This is a genomic window from Microbispora sp. H10830, from assembly GCF_014161375.1.
Lineage (GTDB): Bacteria > Actinomycetota > Actinomycetes > Streptosporangiales > Streptosporangiaceae > Microbispora > Microbispora catharanthi.
This window is the reverse complement of sequence record NZ_JABBWX010000001.1, coordinates 740,408-755,315: the sequence shown is the minus strand read 5'-3', so window position 1 is coordinate 755,315 and position 14,908 is coordinate 740,408. Positions and strand designations below refer to the sequence as shown.

General features: G+C 69.4%; 16 protein-coding genes. 9 read left to right on the top strand and 7 right to left on the bottom strand.

What is annotated here, in order from left to right:
* Positions 1 to 98: 98 nt before the first annotated feature.
* The 3 genes from HHX35_RS03590 to holA all read left to right on the top strand — a co-directional run bounded on the left by HHX35_RS03590 (position 99) and on the right by holA (position 2,887).
* Entirely contained in the window at positions 99 to 857 is a 759-nt protein-coding gene (locus tag HHX35_RS03590) for an SDR family NAD(P)-dependent oxidoreductase (protein ID WP_182897536.1), read from the top strand.
* 107 nt (positions 858 to 964) lie between these two features.
* Positions 965 to 1,732 carry an SDR family NAD(P)-dependent oxidoreductase gene (locus tag HHX35_RS03585; protein WP_182897535.1) on the top strand — a complete coding sequence of 256 codons (768 nt, stop codon included), beginning with the start codon at positions 965 to 967 and terminating at the stop codon, positions 1,730 to 1,732.
* Positions 1,733 to 1,921: 189 nt separating this feature from the next.
* The gene (holA, locus tag HHX35_RS03580) at positions 1,922 to 2,887 is read left to right on the top strand and encodes a DNA polymerase III subunit delta (RefSeq protein WP_220504913.1); all 966 of its coding nucleotides are present in this window, start codon (positions 1,922 to 1,924) and stop codon (positions 2,885 to 2,887) included.
* Positions 2,888 to 2,981: 94 nt separating this feature from the next.
* Here the strand turns inward: holA and HHX35_RS03575 are convergent, their stop codons facing one another.
* Positions 2,982 to 3,485 carry a MarR family transcriptional regulator gene (locus HHX35_RS03575; RefSeq protein WP_220504912.1) on the bottom strand — a complete coding sequence of 168 codons (504 nt, stop codon included), beginning with the start codon at positions 3,483 to 3,485 and terminating at the stop codon, positions 2,982 to 2,984.
* Between the two features lie 66 nt (positions 3,486 to 3,551).
* Between HHX35_RS03575 and HHX35_RS03570 the strand changes: the two genes are divergently transcribed.
* Entirely contained in the window at positions 3,552 to 4,760 is a 1,209-nt protein-coding gene (locus HHX35_RS03570; RefSeq protein ID WP_182897533.1) for an MFS transporter, read from the top strand.
* Between the two features lie 70 nt (positions 4,761 to 4,830).
* Here HHX35_RS03570 and rpsT read toward each other — a convergent pair whose 3' ends face one another.
* Positions 4,831 to 5,103 carry a 30S ribosomal protein S20 gene (gene rpsT, locus HHX35_RS03565; RefSeq protein ID WP_139576195.1) on the bottom strand — a complete coding sequence of 91 codons (273 nt, stop codon included), beginning with the start codon at positions 5,101 to 5,103 and terminating at the stop codon, positions 4,831 to 4,833.
* Positions 5,104 to 5,241: 138 nt separating this feature from the next.
* The gene (locus HHX35_RS03560) at positions 5,242 to 6,318 is read right to left on the bottom strand and encodes a hypothetical protein (protein WP_259404694.1); all 1,077 of its coding nucleotides are present in this window, start codon (positions 6,316 to 6,318) and stop codon (positions 5,242 to 5,244) included.
* Positions 6,319 to 6,437: 119 nt separating this feature from the next.
* On the opposite strand from HHX35_RS03560, the gene lepA reads away from it, so the two are divergent.
* The 4 genes from lepA (at position 6,438) to HHX35_RS03540 (ending at position 9,747) form a co-directional block, all read left to right on the top strand.
* On the top strand, positions 6,438 to 8,261 hold the full coding sequence (gene lepA / locus HHX35_RS03555) for a translation elongation factor 4 (protein ID WP_310738878.1): 1,824 nt from the start codon (positions 6,438 to 6,440) through the stop codon (positions 8,259 to 8,261).
* A 68-nt stretch (positions 8,262 to 8,329) separates the two neighbouring features.
* Positions 8,330 to 8,977, top strand: coding sequence for an MOSC domain-containing protein (locus tag HHX35_RS03550; RefSeq protein ID WP_182897530.1), 648 nt, complete (start codon positions 8,330 to 8,332; stop codon positions 8,975 to 8,977).
* Entirely contained in the window at positions 8,964 to 9,443 is a 480-nt protein-coding gene (locus HHX35_RS03545) for a hypothetical protein (protein WP_182897529.1), read from the top strand. The genes HHX35_RS03550 and HHX35_RS03545 overlap by 14 nt, the downstream gene beginning before the upstream one ends.
* 121 nt (positions 9,444 to 9,564) lie before the next feature.
* Positions 9,565 to 9,747: a hypothetical protein gene (locus tag HHX35_RS03540; RefSeq protein ID WP_182897528.1), complete on the top strand. Its 183-nt coding sequence runs from the start codon at positions 9,565 to 9,567 to the stop codon at positions 9,745 to 9,747.
* Here HHX35_RS03540 and HHX35_RS03535 read toward each other — a convergent pair.
* Complete coding sequence (locus HHX35_RS03535) at positions 9,728 to 10,411, bottom strand: DUF4097 domain-containing protein (protein WP_259404781.1); 684 nt, start codon at positions 10,409 to 10,411, stop codon at positions 9,728 to 9,730. The genes HHX35_RS03540 and HHX35_RS03535 overlap by 20 nt on opposite strands.
* Before the next feature lie 627 nt (positions 10,412 to 11,038).
* On the opposite strand from HHX35_RS03535, the gene HHX35_RS03530 reads away from it, so the two are divergent.
* Positions 11,039 to 11,446, top strand: a complete 408-nt coding sequence (locus HHX35_RS03530; protein WP_182897526.1) for a hypothetical protein — start codon at positions 11,039 to 11,041, stop codon at positions 11,444 to 11,446.
* A 46-nt stretch (positions 11,447 to 11,492) separates the two neighbouring features.
* Here HHX35_RS03530 and HHX35_RS03525 read toward each other — a convergent pair whose 3' ends face one another.
* The 3 genes from HHX35_RS03525 to HHX35_RS03515 all read right to left on the bottom strand — a co-directional run bounded on the left by HHX35_RS03525 (position 11,493) and on the right by HHX35_RS03515 (position 14,636).
* Positions 11,493 to 11,924 (bottom strand): replication initiator, encoded by a 432-nt coding sequence (locus HHX35_RS03525; RefSeq protein ID WP_182897525.1) that lies wholly within the window; start codon positions 11,922 to 11,924, stop codon positions 11,493 to 11,495.
* A gap of 153 nt (positions 11,925 to 12,077) precedes the next feature.
* Positions 12,078 to 13,334 (bottom strand): glycoside hydrolase family 18 protein, encoded by a 1,257-nt coding sequence (locus HHX35_RS03520; protein WP_182897787.1) that lies wholly within the window; start codon positions 13,332 to 13,334, stop codon positions 12,078 to 12,080.
* A 411-nt stretch (positions 13,335 to 13,745) separates the two neighbouring features.
* Positions 13,746 to 14,636 (bottom strand): CDP-diacylglycerol diphosphatase, encoded by an 891-nt coding sequence (locus HHX35_RS03515; RefSeq protein WP_182897524.1) that lies wholly within the window; start codon positions 14,634 to 14,636, stop codon positions 13,746 to 13,748.
* Positions 14,637 to 14,908: the final 272 nt, after the last annotated feature.

Genomic DNA, 14,908 nt, shown 5'->3' with positions numbered 1-14,908 from the left:
CCGAGACCGCCGGCGGCTTCACCGGCACATGATCGGCACTCGCAACGCCACAGGACCCGACCCGGCGATCGGCACAACGAGACACAGGGAGATTCCTTATGACAGGGCAACGACTCGCCGGCAAGGTCGCGCTGATCACCGGCGCGACCGGCGGCATCGGCACGGCGGCCGCCGAACTCTTCGCCGACGAAGGCGCCCGGCTGGTGATCACCGATGTCGCCGAAGGGCCCCTGCGCGACCTGGCCCACCGGATCGAGGCGCGTGGCGCGGAGGTCGTCTCCGCCCGCCTCGACGTCTCCTCCGCGCGGGAGTGGGACGACGCGATCGGCCTCGTGCGCGACCGATTCGGCACGCTGGACGTGCTGGTGAATCTCGCCGGCATCGTGGACTGGCCGGGCATCGAGGACACGCGGGAGGACGCCTGGGACCGCGTCATCGACGTGAACCAGAAAGGCACCTGGCTCGGTATGAAGGCGGCGATGCCGCTCCTGCGCGCGAGCGGCAACGCGTCCGTGATCAATACGTCATCGGTGCTCGGGCTCGTGGGAAGCGGCGCCGCCGCGGCCTACCAGGCGTCCAAGGGCGCGGTGCGCCTGTTGAGCAAGACCGCCGCAGTCGAGTACGCGCGGCAGGGAGTGCGGGTCAACTCCGTGCATCCGGGGGTCATCGCGACGCCGATGATCCAGGATCTCCTGGACGAGCAGGGTGATCGACAACCGGACATCCAGCGCACCCCGATGCGCCGGGCCGGCCGTGCCGACGAGATCGCACCAGCTTTCCTCTTTCTCGCCTGCGACGACTCCTCCTTCGTCACCGGCTCGGAGCTCGTGGTCGACGGCGGGCTCACCGCTTACTGAGCGGCGGACTGGCAGAAGGGCGCGCAGAAAGTCCGCCGCCGCGTCATCGCGAGGCGATCCAGGCGCCTCGCGACCGGCCTCTGACCCCACCACCCAAGGAATGGACAATGACACCTGCGAATCCGTCCGTCGAGACCGCCGAGTTCGCTGGGAAGGTCGCCCTCGTCACCGGGGCCGCGCGCGGCGTGGGCAAGGAGACCGTCCGGCTGCTGCACCACCGCGGCGCACAGATCGTCGCCGTCGATCGACGCCCCGGGGTGAAGGAACTGCCCGCCGAGTTTCCGGGCGTGCACCCCCTTGTCGGCGATGTCACCGATGAGGGGACCGCCCACCTCTCGGTGGGGGAGGCCGTCGATGTCTTCGGCGGTCTCGACATCCTGGTCAACAACGCCGGGCGCACCCTCAACAAGCCGATCACAGAGACGACGGCGCAGGACTGGGACGCCGTGATGGCGGTCAACGCCCGGGGTTCTTTCTTCTTTGCCCGTGAGGCGTTCCGTGCGATGCGGAACCTTGGTGGTGGAGCCATCGTGAGCACGGGCTCCTACGTCTGCACGATCGCACTGCCCGAGGGCGCCGCCTACAGCGCGTCCAAGGGGGCACTGGCCCAGTTGACCAAGGTCCTCGCCGTCGAGGGCGGGCCCTTGGGCATCCGGGCGAACATCGTGGCCGCGGGCGTCATCGAGACGGACTTCCTCGACACCTTCCGCTCCGACAGCCGTGCGTACCTGGCGTCCTTCGCCGGCGCCCAGCCGCTCGGCCGGGTGGCCAAGCCGGAAGAGATCGCCGAGGTGCTCTGCTTCCTCGCATCGCCGCGTTCGAGCTTCATCACGGGCGCCGTGATCGCGGCGGACGGCGGGTTCACCGCGATCTGAGCGGCAGACCCGTCCCCTCGCGACACTGCAGGCGGCAGCGGCATCCGCCTACGACGCGGCCTCCCGCAGCGTGTCCCGGCCCGACGAGGCCGGCGTCGTCCGGTCGGACTCGGCTGTGGGCGCTGGGATCCGTCGCGGAGACGGAAGGCGGATGTGCCCCGGCCGCCTGGGCGTGGCATGCTGCGTCACATGGCGAGCCCAGCACCTGTGACCCTGGTCGTCGGCGACGAGGAGTTCCTGGCCGATCGCGCCGTCGGCTCCATCGTGGCGACGGTACGCGCCGAGGATCCGGGGGCGCAGCTGCACGACCTTCCGGGGAGCAAGGTGGAGCCGGGGGAGCTGACCGGGCTCGCTTCCCCCTCGCTGTTCGGCGACCGGTCGGTCATCGTGATCCGCGGGGCACAGGACCTCTCGAAGGACGTCATCGCCGAGATCGTGAAATACACCGCCCGTCCGGCCGACGACACGGTGCTGGTGCTGGCCCACGCCGGCGGGGTCAAGGGAAAGGCGCTGGTGGACGGCGTGAAGAAGGCGGGCGCCGACGTCGTGACCGTGGCCAAGGTGACCAAGGTGGGAGAGCGGCTCGACTTCATCAAGGCCGAGGTACGCAGGGAGGGCCGCTCGATCTCGGCCGCCGCCGCCCAGGCGCTGCTCGACGCCGTGGGCAGCGACCTGCGCGAGCTGGCGGCCGCCTGCGATCAGCTCGCCTTCGACACCGAGGGCAAGAACATCGACGAGGCGGCGGTCGCGAAGTACTACCGGGGACGCGCCGAGGTCAGCGGCTTCACCATCGCCGACCTGGCGATCGAGGGCCGCTTGGGAGAGGCGCTGGAACAGGTCCGGTGGGCCATCGCCACGGGTGTGGCTCCGGTGCTGATCGTCAGCGCGCTGGCGGGAGGCCTGCGCTCGCTCGCCAAGGTGGGCGGGGCGCCCCGCAACCTGCGCGGCGGTCAGCTCGCGAGCCATGTGGGCATGCCGCCCTGGAAGATCGACCGGGTGAAGCGCCAGCTGGCCGGCTGGGGGCCGGAGGGGATCTCCGCCGCTCTGCAGGCCGTGGCCACCGCCGACGAGCAGGTCAAGGGCGGCGGCACCGATCCGGCGTACGCGCTGGAGAAGGCCGTCCACACGATCGTGGCCAGTCGAACCAAGCGCTGACTTCAGCCGTCTGGGCTCGGGACGTGGCCGAGAACGCCGGCACGCCCGTCCGGAGCCGGTCGCCACGCTGCTCCCGGGGGCTCGCTGCGTGCGTCTATCGGTCAGGCGTGCCGGGGTTCTCCATGCGAAGCAGCATCCGCTTGAGCAGCGCCGCGAGGACGTCCTGGTCGTCCGGCCCCAGAACGCCCACCATCGCGTCCTCGACCTCGCCGCGCAGGTCCATCGCCTTGAGCCAGATCGCGCGGCCCTCGCTCGTCAGCTCCACGTCCACCCGGCGGCGGTCCTCCGTACTGCGGACGCGCCGGACGAGCCCCGCCTTCTCCAGGGTGTCCAGGCGGCCCGTCATGCCGGCGGGAGAGACCTTCAACTCGGCGGCGAGCTCCGACGGGGTGGCGCGGCCGCCTTCTCCCCGGGCGCCGAGCCAGTGAAGGGTCTCGTACTCGAAGTCCTGCAGGCCCACCGCGGCCAGCGCGCTGTCCTTCGTCTGGGCCAGGTGCTTCACCAGGAACTGCATGCGCGTGACGATCGCCTCCACGCGTTCGTCGAAGGGCGCCTTCCCGCGCCATCGCGCGATGTGCCGGTCCACCGAGTCGTCCACGGGACAATCCTACGCCAGATAAAAATACGTTGACGAAAGATTCGCTGACGAAATACCTTTCCTCGCATGATTGCACGTCTGATCGCCGGGCGGACGGTCGCGGCGCTCGCCACCGCCCTCATCCCCACCGGGCTCACCCTCGCCGTCATCAGAGTGACCGGCTCCGCCCTCGATCTCGGCGTCGTCCTCGCCGCCGAGATGCTGCCCATGCTCCTGCTGCTCCCGGTCGGCGGAGTGATCGCGGACCGCTTCCCGCCGAGGCGGGTGATCCTCGTGGCCGACCTGGTCCGCTGCGCCGCCCAGGTGACGCTGGGGTCGCTGCTCCTCCTCGGACGCCCCGGCATCGCCGTGATGGCGGGGCTCGCGGCGCTCACCGGAGCCGCGGTGGCCTTCGGCGTCCCGGCGGTGTCACCGCTGGTCATCGGAGTGGTGCCGGCGCAGCGCCGGCTGCGGGTGAACGCCCACATCGGAGTGGCCGGCGGCCTCGCTCAGATCGCCGGCCCCGCGCTCGCCGGAGGCATGACGCTGTGGCTCGGCCCGGGCTGGTCCTTCCTGCTGACCGGGGCCCTGTTCGCGGGGTCCGCGGTCACGCTGGGCGGCCTGGTCACGGCGCCCCGGCCGGCGATCGAACGCGATCACTTCCTCGGCGACCTACGGGAAGGGTGGCGCGAGGCGCGGCGGCACCGCTGGTTCCTCGTCAGCGTGGCCGGGCACGGCGTCTGGCACCTCGCAGCGGGCGTGCTGCTGACCCTCGGCCCGGTCATCGCCGTGCGCAGCCTGGGCGGGGAGCCGGTCTGGGTGGTCGTCGCACAGGCGGGAACGGCGGCGGCGGTGCTCGGCGTCTTCGTCGCCCCCAGGCTGCCGATCCGGCGGCCCCTCGCCGTGGCGGCGGTCGGGGCGGCGGCCTACGCGTGCCCGCTCGTCGCCTTCGCGTTCCCCACGGCGTTTCCCACGCCGGCCGTGGTCGTCACCGCCGCGTACGTCGTCGCGATGCTGGGAGTGGGGATGCTGACGCCGCTGTGGGAGACGGTCGTGCAGCAGCGTGTGGAGCCCCAGGCCCTCGGCCGGGTGGACTCGTTCGACGCGCTCATCTCCTACGCGGCCCGCCCCCTCGGACTCGCCGCGGCGGCGCCGATCGCCGCTTGGGCGGGCGCGGCGCTTCCGCTGCTCACGGCCGCGGCGCTGGTGGCCGCGGTCAACCTGGCCGTGCTCGCCCTGCCCGAGGTCCGTCGGCGTACGACGGAGGAGGCGGCGCAGTCGCCCGTGCCCGCCTGACGTCCGGCAGCGGACACGCGAAAACGCCGCATCCCCCGCGAGGGGAGATGCGGCGTGCGCTGTGTGTGAACTACTTGGCGGCCTGCAGGGCGGCGGCGCGCTGGGCGATCGCCGACTTCCGGTTGGCGGCCTGGTTCTTGTGAATGACGCCCTTGCTGACGGCCTTGTCGAGCTGCCTGGACGCGGCCTTGAGCGCGACGAGGGCGTCGTCCACGTTGCCCTGGTCCGCGGCCTCGCGGAACTTGCGGACCGCGGTCTTCAGGGACGACTTGACGGCCTTGTTGCGCAGCCGGCGCTTCTCGTTCTGCCGGTTGCGCTTGATCTGGGACTTGATGTTCGCCACGAAGAAAGCCTCAGTGTTAAGTCTCGGTCGGATGGGGCGCGCGGGCTCGTGAGAGGGCGCGCCACACGCAGTTGGACAGGATACCAACAGCCCGGGCCGCCGCTCAAATTCACGACGACAGGGCCGCCCCCGCTCATGCTATCGCGGCGCGGCGGCCGCGGTCCGCACATCGGCCCGCCCGCCCGACGACTCCACGCTCCCTCCGGCGCCGCCGCGCACCCAGGCCCGCTCGTACTCCCTCCAGTCCTCCTCCGTGGCCGCGAAGTCGACGTACAGGGCCAGGCCGAACTCGGTGCGCGGGCCGTGCTCGCTGAGCGCGAGCCGCGCGCCCTCGGCCGCGGCCTCGACGCTCTCTGCGTAGTCGAGGTACGCCACGCCGTGGTCGTGGTAGGCCGGAGCCCCGACGAGGAGGGTCTTGTCCTCGGGCACGAGGTCCAGGGCGAGCGAGGTCTGCCGCGCGACGTAGCCGCCATACAGGGACGGCAGGGGCGTTCCCGAGTCGTACGTCATGATCGCGACCTGGTCGGTCAGGCCGACGACCTGCCGGAAGTAGTCCGGAGTCCAGTACTTGTCATGGCCGATCACCAGGGCGGTGGGGGCGCGCAGGCCGGTCAGCGGCTCGATCTGCTGGGTGGCGACCGACAACGGCCGGGCGCCGATGGCCTGCCGCGTCTCGCGCAGGACGCTGAGGAACGGCTCGTCCCCGTCGGAGACCGGTTCGAAGTCGTAGTGGATCCCGTCGAAGCCGAGGGCGACCAGGTCACCGGCGCCCGCCACGACGCGGGCCCGCGTCGCCGTGTCGGCCAGGCTCAGGTGCTGCTTGCCGTTGTCGTTGACCGTCTGGCCGAGCCAGGCCGACACCCGGACGCCGGGCAGGTTCTTCCGCCACCATTTCAGGAAATTTCTGGCATTGGCGTAGCGGTCGGGGGGCAGGGTCCCGTCGTACTTGAACGGCCCGCTGTGGACGTACACGTCCTTGATCCCGCTCGCGCGCAGCCGTACGGCGAGGGCCCGCACGTCGGCCTCGGTGCGGCGGCCGTCCACCCACGCGTGGCCCATCCACAGGGCGTCGTGGCCGGTGGTCCTGGCCCATCCGGCGGGCGTGCCGGCGAACTGCAGGCGCAGCGCGGCGGCGCCGGCCAGGGCGAGCGCGAGCGGCACGGCCACGACGACGGCGGCTATTCGCAGAACACGTCTGGTGGTCAAGGCAAGCATCCGGACATGCCACCATGGAGGGTGGCTGGTCCGCCAGCCTCGGGAGGGCCCGCCGAGCGCGAGGCGAGGCGGACGGCCCGCCCGATCAGCAGTCAATCATCTTGTCGAAACGGACCTCGGTGCGCACTCAGCCTGGCCAGACCGACCCCGCGTTGATCCGCAACTTCTGCATCATCGCGCATATCGACCATGGCAAGTCGACACTCGCCGACCGGATGCTGCAGCTCACCGGTGTGGTGGACGACAGGTCGATGCGCGCACAGTACCTCGACCGCATGGACATCGAGCGGGAGCGGGGAATCACCATCAAGTCGCAGGCCGTGCGGCTCCCGTGGAACGGCCACGTCCTCAACATGATCGACACGCCCGGCCACGTGGACTTCACCTACGAGGTGTCCCGGTCGCTGGAAGCGTGCGAGGGCGCGATCCTGCTGGTCGACGCGGCGCAGGGCATCGAGGCCCAGACGCTGGCCAACCTCTACCTGGCCATGAACGCCGACCTCCACATCATCCCGGTGCTCAACAAGATCGACCTGCCCGCCGCGCAGCCGGACAAGTACGCCGAGGAGCTCGCGGGCCTCATCGGCTGCGACCCGGCCGACGTGCTGCGCGTGTCCGGCAAGACCGGCGAGGGGGTCAAGGAGCTGCTCGACCACGTCGTGGAGCACATCCCGGCGCCCGTCGGGAACACCGACGTCCCCGCCCGGGCGCTGATCTTCGACTCGGTGTACGACACCTATCGGGGCGTCGTGACGTACGTCAGGGTGGTCGACGGGCATCTGTCCAAGCGCGAGCGCGTGCTGATGATGTCCACCGGCGCACAGCACGAGCTGCTGGAGATCGGTGTCATCTCGCCCGAGCCCATGCCGTCCGACCGGGGGCTCGGCGTCGGCGAGGTGGGCTACCTGATCACCGGTGTGAAGGACGTGCGCCAGTCCCGCGTCGGTGACACGGTCACCAACGCGGCCAAGCCCGCCGCGGAGGCCCTGGGCGGCTACGAGCACCCCAAGCCGATGGTCTACTCCGGGCTCTATCCGATCGACGGCGACGACTACCCTGAGCTGCGCGAGGCCCTCGACAAGCTGCGGCTGAACGACGCCGCGCTCGTATACGAGCCGGAGACGTCGGCGGCGCTCGGCTTCGGCTTCCGCTGCGGCTTCCTCGGCCTGCTGCACATGGAGATCGTCCGGGAGCGGCTGGAGCGCGAGTTCAACCTGTCGCTGATCTCGACCTCGCCCAACGTCATCTACCGGGTGATCATGGAGGACGGCAAGGAGCACGTCGTCACCAACCCGTCGGAGTTCCCGGCCGGGAAGATCGACCAGATCTTCGAGCCGGTGGTGAAGGCCACGGTGCTCGCGCCGGCCGAGTTCATCGGCGCGATCATGGAGCTGTGCCAGGGCCGCCGCGGGCAGCTCCAGGGCATGGACTACCTGTCGGAGGACCGGGTCGAGATCCGCTACACGCTCCCGCTCGGCGAGATCATCTTCGACTTCTTCGACCAGCTGAAGTCGAAGACCCGCGGGTACGCCTCGCTCGACTACGAGCCGTCCGGCGAGCAGGAGGCCGACCTGGTCAAGGTGGACATCCTGCTGCAGGGCGAGACCGTGGACGCGTTCAGCGCGATCGTCCACCGCGAGAAGGCGTACGCCTACGGCGTGGAGATGGCCAAGAAGCTCAAGGAGCTCATCCCGCGGCAGCAGTTCGAGGTGCCCATCCAGGCCGCGATCGGCGCGCGCGTCATCGCCCGGGAGAACATCCGCGCCATCCGCAAGGACGTCCTCGCCAAGTGCTACGGCGGTGACATCAGCCGTAAGCGCAAGCTGCTGGAGAAGCAGAAGGAAGGCAAGAAGCGGATGAAGATGGTCGGCCGGGTGGAGGTCCCCCAGGAGGCCTTCGTCGCCGCCCTCTCGTCCGAGGCCCCGGACAAGAACAAGAAGTAGGCATCCCTGGTTTGACCAGAACTTAATTGCCATCGCGGAGAAACATGACCCTCGGTTAACGTTTGGTCATGCGCATCCTCTCTGTGAACGTGGGCCGGGCCGTGGACGCCGAGTGGGCGGGCAACCTCCGGCGCACCGCCATCGACAAGCGGAAGATCGAGGGCCGGGTCGCCGTACGCGAGAACGGCCTGGCGGGCGACGAGCGCGCCGACGTCGCCAACCACGGCCACCCGGACCAGGCGGTCTACGCCTACGCGCGGGAGGACTACGACTGGTGGGAGCCCCGAATGGGCCGCGACCTGCGCGACGGCCAGTTCGGGGAGAACCTCACGACGTCCGGGGCCGACGTGACCGGCGCGGTCCTCGGGGAGCGGTGGAGGGTCGGCACGGCCGTCCTGGAGGTCACCGCCCCCCGGATCCCCTGCGTGGTGTTCCGCAACTGGCTGGACGAGCGCGGCTGGGTCAAGCGCTTCACCGAGGCGGGCCGCACCGGGGCGTACTTCCGGGTGATCGAGCAGGGCGATCTCGGCGCCGGCGACGAGATCGAGGTGCTCGACCGGCCCTCGGACAGCGTGACGATCGCCGAGTCGTTCCGGGCCTACCACGGCGACCGGGACCTGTTGCTGCGGATCCTCAGCGTCCCCGGCCACAGCGACAAGTGGGACCACGTCGCCGAGCGCGTGCTCGCAGGCCGCAGCGGCGTTGTCGCATCCTGATCACGAACCGCCCGCTCCGAAGGTCCTGGCCTGGTGCGGGCGGCAGCCGGACGGCGTGACCGTCTACCACGACCGATACCCGGAGGACCCCACTCCCGCGACGTACGACCCCGACGCGAGCGGGCCGCCCAATCCCTCCATCGACGACGCCTTCTATCTGGCTCCCCGGGTGGCGGGTGAGACGGCGTCCTTCCGGCTCGACGCGCCCGGTGACGGCTGGCGGGCCGAGCAGGAGATCCCGTCGTTCGACCCGGCCGTCGCCTACACGGCGTACGGCGGGACGTCGGACAACAGCTATTCGACCGCGCACGTCGAGTTCCAGCTCGGCGACGCGGACAAGCTCAGGCGCAAACCGGGCACGGTGCTCGTCAACGAGTACGACGACAGGACGGACAAGGTCGTCGACGTGCTGATCCCGCGGGCCGAGTTCGACCGGCAAGGACGGACGAAGTACTGCGAGGACTAGGCGAACCGGTGAGGAGCCGGCCGAACGCGGCACCGCGAAGGAGCGCTCGGCCGCACGGTGCGCATCCCGCAGAAAGACCACTCGGAAGGCGGGTGGCTACTGGAACTGCACACGGCCGGCGATGGACGGCCAGCGCTACGTCTCGGAGTTCTTCGCGGTCCGCACCGGAAGCGAGCCGCCCCAGGCGGCCTTCGGCGTCTACTGGACGGGCCTCGGACTCGACGGGTCTCCGTTCTGGCCGGACAACCCGAAGGTCCCGCGGAACGCGTGCCCAGGCAAGGAAGCTACGCGGGCAGGAGGCTGATGTCGCCGGAACCCGCGCGGGCCACGATCTTGTGCGGTGCGTTCTGATCGGCCGTCACCGAGACCGTCACGTCTCCCGACTTCGCCTGGGCGTCCACGTCGTACGGCCCGCCGGGAAGCGTGATCTTCGCCGTTCCCGAGCCGGTCACCAGGTCGATGCTGTCGGGAGCGGCGGCGTACTTCAGCGTGGTGTCGCCCGAGCCCGCCTCGACCGTGAGATCCGTGCCCGTCAGCCCGGCTCCCTCCAGGTCTCCGGAGCCCACCTTGGCCTTGATCGGATTGCTCAGGGCTCTGAGGTGGATGTCGCCGGATCCGGTCTCCAACTCTGTCCGGATGCCCTTGGGCACGTGGACCTTGTAGTCCACCGAACAGTTGTCCATGGCGTGCGGGCAGTCGTACGTCATCACGAGAGCATCGCCATCCACGTGGTGCTCGGTGGTCGGCTTACCCGAGGACCAGTGGAGGGTCTCGCTCACCGTGACGACGTTGCCGGCCGCTTCACTGATCACGATGTCACCCGCACCGCCCACCACGACCAGCCTGGCCACCTTCTCCTTCACCTCGTAATCGAGGGTCGCCTGGTTGGCTGCCTGCGTGATGTCCCGCAAACCGCATCCGGTCAACAACGCCGCAGTCGCCAGCAGGCCGCCCGCCATCACCATCATCCTCACGAAGAGGATCATGCCGTCCCGAGAGGGGCTGCCGCAGTAGGGCCTACCCCCGTATGTCCGCTAAGGAATTCCCGACCTCTTGAGCCCGATGCGAGTGCCAGGTGGTGCGGCGGGGCCACCCGGCCCCCACGGCACGGCCGGTCAGCGCAGGACGGAGTAGAGGGCGGTGGTGGGATGCCGCCGACGGTCACGCCGGTCCAGCCCTGGCCGTAGGCGGGGTGTCGCCGACCCCGAAACCGGCGGCCCGCCCCGGCGAGACACCGAAGACGAGTGAAGGCCCCCGAACGAATCGGGGACCTTCTGCCGTCTAGCGGTTGTCAGCGAGACGATGGAAGGCGCACCAAGCGGGGATGCCGGCGAGCCGAGGGCGGTAGCTTTCCGCCGTGGCGCCGCCGGCCCAACCGCTTCGCGGCCCTTCTGGGTGCCTACGACATCGCGCCACTCTCGGCTGCACGCCCGCCCGTCAGACGCCGGCCTGCCGCCAAAGGACCAGTAATGACGTGCACCGATCTTGCTTGGCTCCGGCCGTGGGCTTTTCCCCAGGGGTATAAGGCGCACATCCCGGCAGAACCGGACAAGCGACGGCGAACGCCCGTCACTGAAGAAGAAGGTGCTACCAAGTTGTACCGCTACGCTGCACGGAATTCGCGCCACGCCGTGCTCCTGACGACCCGGCGGCTGGCCCTGACCACGCTTGTGATCACGGCGGCAGGGATTTCCGCCGCGCAGCCGTCGAACGCCCGCGTCGCTGCCCACCACGCGATGCTCGAAGCACATCACCACCCCGGCCCCGGCGGAGGCGGAGGTCAGGTGATCAGAGGGGGGCGAGCGGGCGGCGGCCAGGGCCGATCCGGCATGGGTAGGTTCAACCAGAGCGTCACCGGCACTGTCGCTCCCACCTTCGTCCAGGGAGCGTCACAGCAGGCATTCACCAACGAGGGTTCGTTCGACGTGCAGAACGGCGTCTGCTGGAGGCAGCCAACCATCTGCATCGTCGGGCAGAACCTGCCGGTCCGCTATAGGTCATGACGGGGTGAACTCCTCCCGCTCCCGGCGAAGCGCCACTGGCCGACCGTCACCGTCTCCCGCTTATCTCGAGAAGGCCCCGCCGTTCCCGCGCCCGTTCGGCCTGGTGATCGGCGCGTACCTGCCGCAGCGCGCCGAGCGTGGTCGAGTGGTGGCGGCTCTTGGTCGAGGAATGGCCCCGGTAGCCGAGCATGCGCGCCCACTGCCGCAACGGGATCAGCCGGTAGGCCGGATCGTTCACCAGGGCGAAGCAGGTGTAGATCATGCGCTGGGCGTGTACGGCGACGTCGAGCCGTGCGACGTCGGCGACCTCCCGGATCGGCCGGTCGGCGTGGAAGTAGTCGTAGCAGTGCACGCAGATCGGCTGCCCGAGCTGTGGATCGTCGCCTCCGTGCCGGACCTCGCAGCTCTCCGGCCTGCCGTGCTCGCACACCGGGTTGTCCCGCCGAGGACGGCACGGCGGCACCTTGTCCCCCTTCACGCGGTGGTGCTTTCAGCGAGGCGTGGTTCTCCTGCCGCAACTCGTTGTTCTGTTGCTTGGGCGAGGGCGTGAGCCCTTCGCGTTCGTCATCAAGGGATCTCATAGAAGCCGCAGGCACGGGGGAGGGGGTGGCCTTCCCTCCCCCGAGCGGGGTCAGCGCAGGACGGAGTAGAGGGCGGTGGTCAGGGAGGCCTTGGCGTCGTCCTGGTCGATGGACCACAGCATGGAGCCGCCGAGGCCCTTGAGGCGGATGTAGGCGGCTTTCTGCAGCATGACGGCGGGGTCGTCGTAGGACCAGAACTCGTTGCCGTCGTAGAGCCACAGGGTGCCGGTGAGCAGGTCGCGGTAGCGCTTGCCGGGCTTGTTGACGAGGTTCTTGTAGTCGTCGCTGCCGGCGGCCCAGGTGCCGGGGGCGGGGCCGGTGGCCGGGGCGTACCGGCCGTCGCCGCCGGAGGTCACGCCGGTCCAGCCCTGGCCGTAGGCGGGGACGCCGATGACGATCTTCTGCTTGGGTGCGCCGCGTGCGATGTAGTCGCGTACGGTCTGGTCGACGCTGAACTTCACGTCGCTGGGGTCGCGCCGGTCCGTGAGCAGGTTGGCCTGGTGGCCGGTGCGGTTCTCCCAGGGCCCGTGCAGGTCGTAGCCCTGGACGGTGGCGAAGTCGAGCTGGTCGAAGACCTTCCGCACCTCGAAGCCGGCGTCGATCTTGGCGGCTGCGGCGGGGAGGAAGGCGGTCAGTTCGTCGCGCCGGTCGTGGGCCTTCATCTGGCGGCGTAGTTCGGCCAGGAACAGGGTGAAGTTCTGCTTGTCCTCGGGGCGGATGACGTTGCCGTCGTTCCCTGCGGATCCGGGCCATTCCCAGTCGAGGTCGATACCGTCGAACACGCCGGCGGCGGCGCCGGGGGGCAGGCCGGGCAGGTCGCCCTTGAGCCACAGGCCGACGCAGGAGGCGGCGAGCTTGGCCCGGGACTCGGGGGTGAGGACGGCGTCGGAGAAGTATTTGGAGCCGGTCCAGCCGCCGAGGGAGATCAGGACCTTGAGGCCGGGGTGACGGGCCTTGAGCTTCTTGAGCTGGCCGAGGTTGCCCTTGAGCGGCTGGTCGTCGCTGTCGGCGATGCCGTCGACGCTCTGCTCGGCGGGCACGGGGCGCTGCCAGTCGGCCCAGGGGTCGGCGGAGTAGCAGGTGCCCTCGAGGCCGACGAATCCGAAGGCGTAGTTGAGGTGGGTCAGCTTTCCGGCGGCGCCGCCGGCGTCCACATCCTTCACGTGGAAGTTCCGCCCATATATCCCCCACTGGATGAAGTAGGCGACCCGTTTGTAGCGGTCCCCGCCGGTGGTGGCCTGGGCCGCCGCCGGCGCCAGCCCGGCCGCCAGGGTGGCGGCGACCGCCACGGCGAGGGTCCTTCTCATGAGCACGCCGACCTCCCGAGCCCTTTTTATAGGAAAGTTTCCTGTAAATTGCCGCGATCGTAGACCCCGGTGATCAGGGCGTCAATGGCAGGGCGTGAGGGACGGCAGGCCGAACACGGCGCCGTTGCGCGCGACTACGCCGCCACCGCCGAGGAGGTGCGGTTGGCCCGGCGCGTGCGGAGGACGGCGTCCCTGCACCCGCTGAGAGGAGCCGATCGAGCTCACGCGAGCCCGCCCAGGCCGGGTGCGGCGCGAGCGCCACGGCACCGGCCCGGGCTGTCACGCGGGCAGAAGGACGTCGACGTGCCGGCGCCCGCATCCGCGCCCCCGGAGAACGCGCCACCGCGATCCTGCGGGCCGGCCTCGTCCTGCAAGCCGTCGAAGACGGGCGCTACTCACGATGAGAAGGGCTCAAGGATGCATGAGGAGCAACGGGTCGCAGGTGTCGGTTCCGAGCAGCTTGGGGTTGTTCGGGTCTTTCACACCCTTCTCGCTGTTGACGATGTAATAGCCTCCGGCGGGCCGAGGTATCACGATCAGCGTTTGATACTGCATCCTCGCCTGAGCCTTGGCGGTGGTCCCTCCATGTCCGAGAGAATGCCTCAGCATGGTCCTGAGCATGGCGAAGAGATTGTCGTGGTGGAATCCCGGCCAGATGAGCACTCGGTAGGTGTGCGGGATGATCCCGAGATTCTGGCTGAGACCCCGGATCGACACGCGCGAGTTCGCCCAGTTTGCCACGGTTCTGGCGGCCAAGTTGTCCTGGGCGGCGAGGTCGTGCCAGGACTCCCATCGCGCCCGTGCCATATGAATGTGCAGCTGGTTGAAACCTCTGGCCTGCTTCGAATTGATTCCCAATCCCACGGGGGCGGGAACTACGGTGGGAGGCTTGGTGGCATAGTAGTTTGCGGCGCTCCAATAATTCGGTGCACTGCTGCCGCAGATCCAGGAACACTCGATACCACTGATCCGCTGAGTGGGGACGAGAATATAGTTGGCGTACTTCTTCTTGCTCTTGGTGCCGCCCATCACCACGTAGTCGGCATGGTTCTGCCGGCAGGAGTTGTTGCTGTGACACTTCTGGCTGAGCCGCCAGAGAGAGTCCGAGTCGCCGATCTTGCCGCACTCCTTGGGATCGGGCCCTTTGGCGAGTTCCAACGAGGGCGCGGCCAGCGCGTGCTCGGCACCGGAAAGAATGCCTACACCCGCGAGCACGCTGGTGCCCGCCAGGCTGGAGAACTGGATGAACCGGCGTCGCGTCAGCTCGCTCGCCTCGTCGTTCGACCGGTCGCCGTCACACATGATTACCCCCGATAACCTGCACCTGAAGCCGCTTGTCGCGATCTGTGCACGCACTGCGGATCCGGCCATGTATGAGACCGGAACACTCCGCGGGCCGAGAGTCCGAGCAGCGTGTTCGCGACGCCTCTGCCCATCACTCGAAGATCGACGCACTCGGCCAGGTTGATCCCCTCCCGATCGGCCGATAAAAGCCCCTGGCGCAGCCTTGAGTTTCAGCAGGATAGATCGAAACCCATCCCTCCGGCGCCGCGAAAATCACCGGGTGTTCCACT

Coding starts and splice junctions, on each gene's coding strand:
- HHX35_RS03590 (WP_182897536.1), top strand. CDS start 99: ATGACAGGGCAACGACTCGCCGGCAAGGTCGCGCTGATCACCGGCGCG.
- HHX35_RS03585 (WP_182897535.1), top strand. CDS start 965: ATGACACCTGCGAATCCGTCCGTCGAGACCGCCGAGTTCGCTGGGAAG.
- holA (WP_220504913.1), top strand. CDS start 1,922: ATGGCGAGCCCAGCACCTGTGACCCTGGTCGTCGGCGACGAGGAGTTC.
- HHX35_RS03570 (WP_182897533.1), top strand. CDS start 3,552: ATGATTGCACGTCTGATCGCCGGGCGGACGGTCGCGGCGCTCGCCACC.
- HHX35_RS03560 (WP_259404694.1), bottom strand. CDS start 6,318: ATGCTTGCCTTGACCACCAGACGTGTTCTGCGAATAGCCGCCGTCGTC.
- HHX35_RS03550 (WP_182897530.1), top strand. CDS start 8,330: ATGCGCATCCTCTCTGTGAACGTGGGCCGGGCCGTGGACGCCGAGTGG.
- HHX35_RS03540 (WP_182897528.1), top strand. CDS start 9,565: ATGGACGGCCAGCGCTACGTCTCGGAGTTCTTCGCGGTCCGCACCGGA.
- HHX35_RS03535 (WP_259404781.1), bottom strand. CDS start 10,411: ATGATGGTGATGGCGGGCGGCCTGCTGGCGACTGCGGCGTTGTTGACC.
- HHX35_RS03520 (WP_182897787.1), bottom strand. CDS start 13,334: ATGAGAAGGACCCTCGCCGTGGCGGTCGCCGCCACCCTGGCGGCCGGG.
- HHX35_RS03515 (WP_182897524.1), bottom strand. CDS start 14,636: ATGTGTGACGGCGACCGGTCGAACGACGAGGCGAGCGAGCTGACGCGA.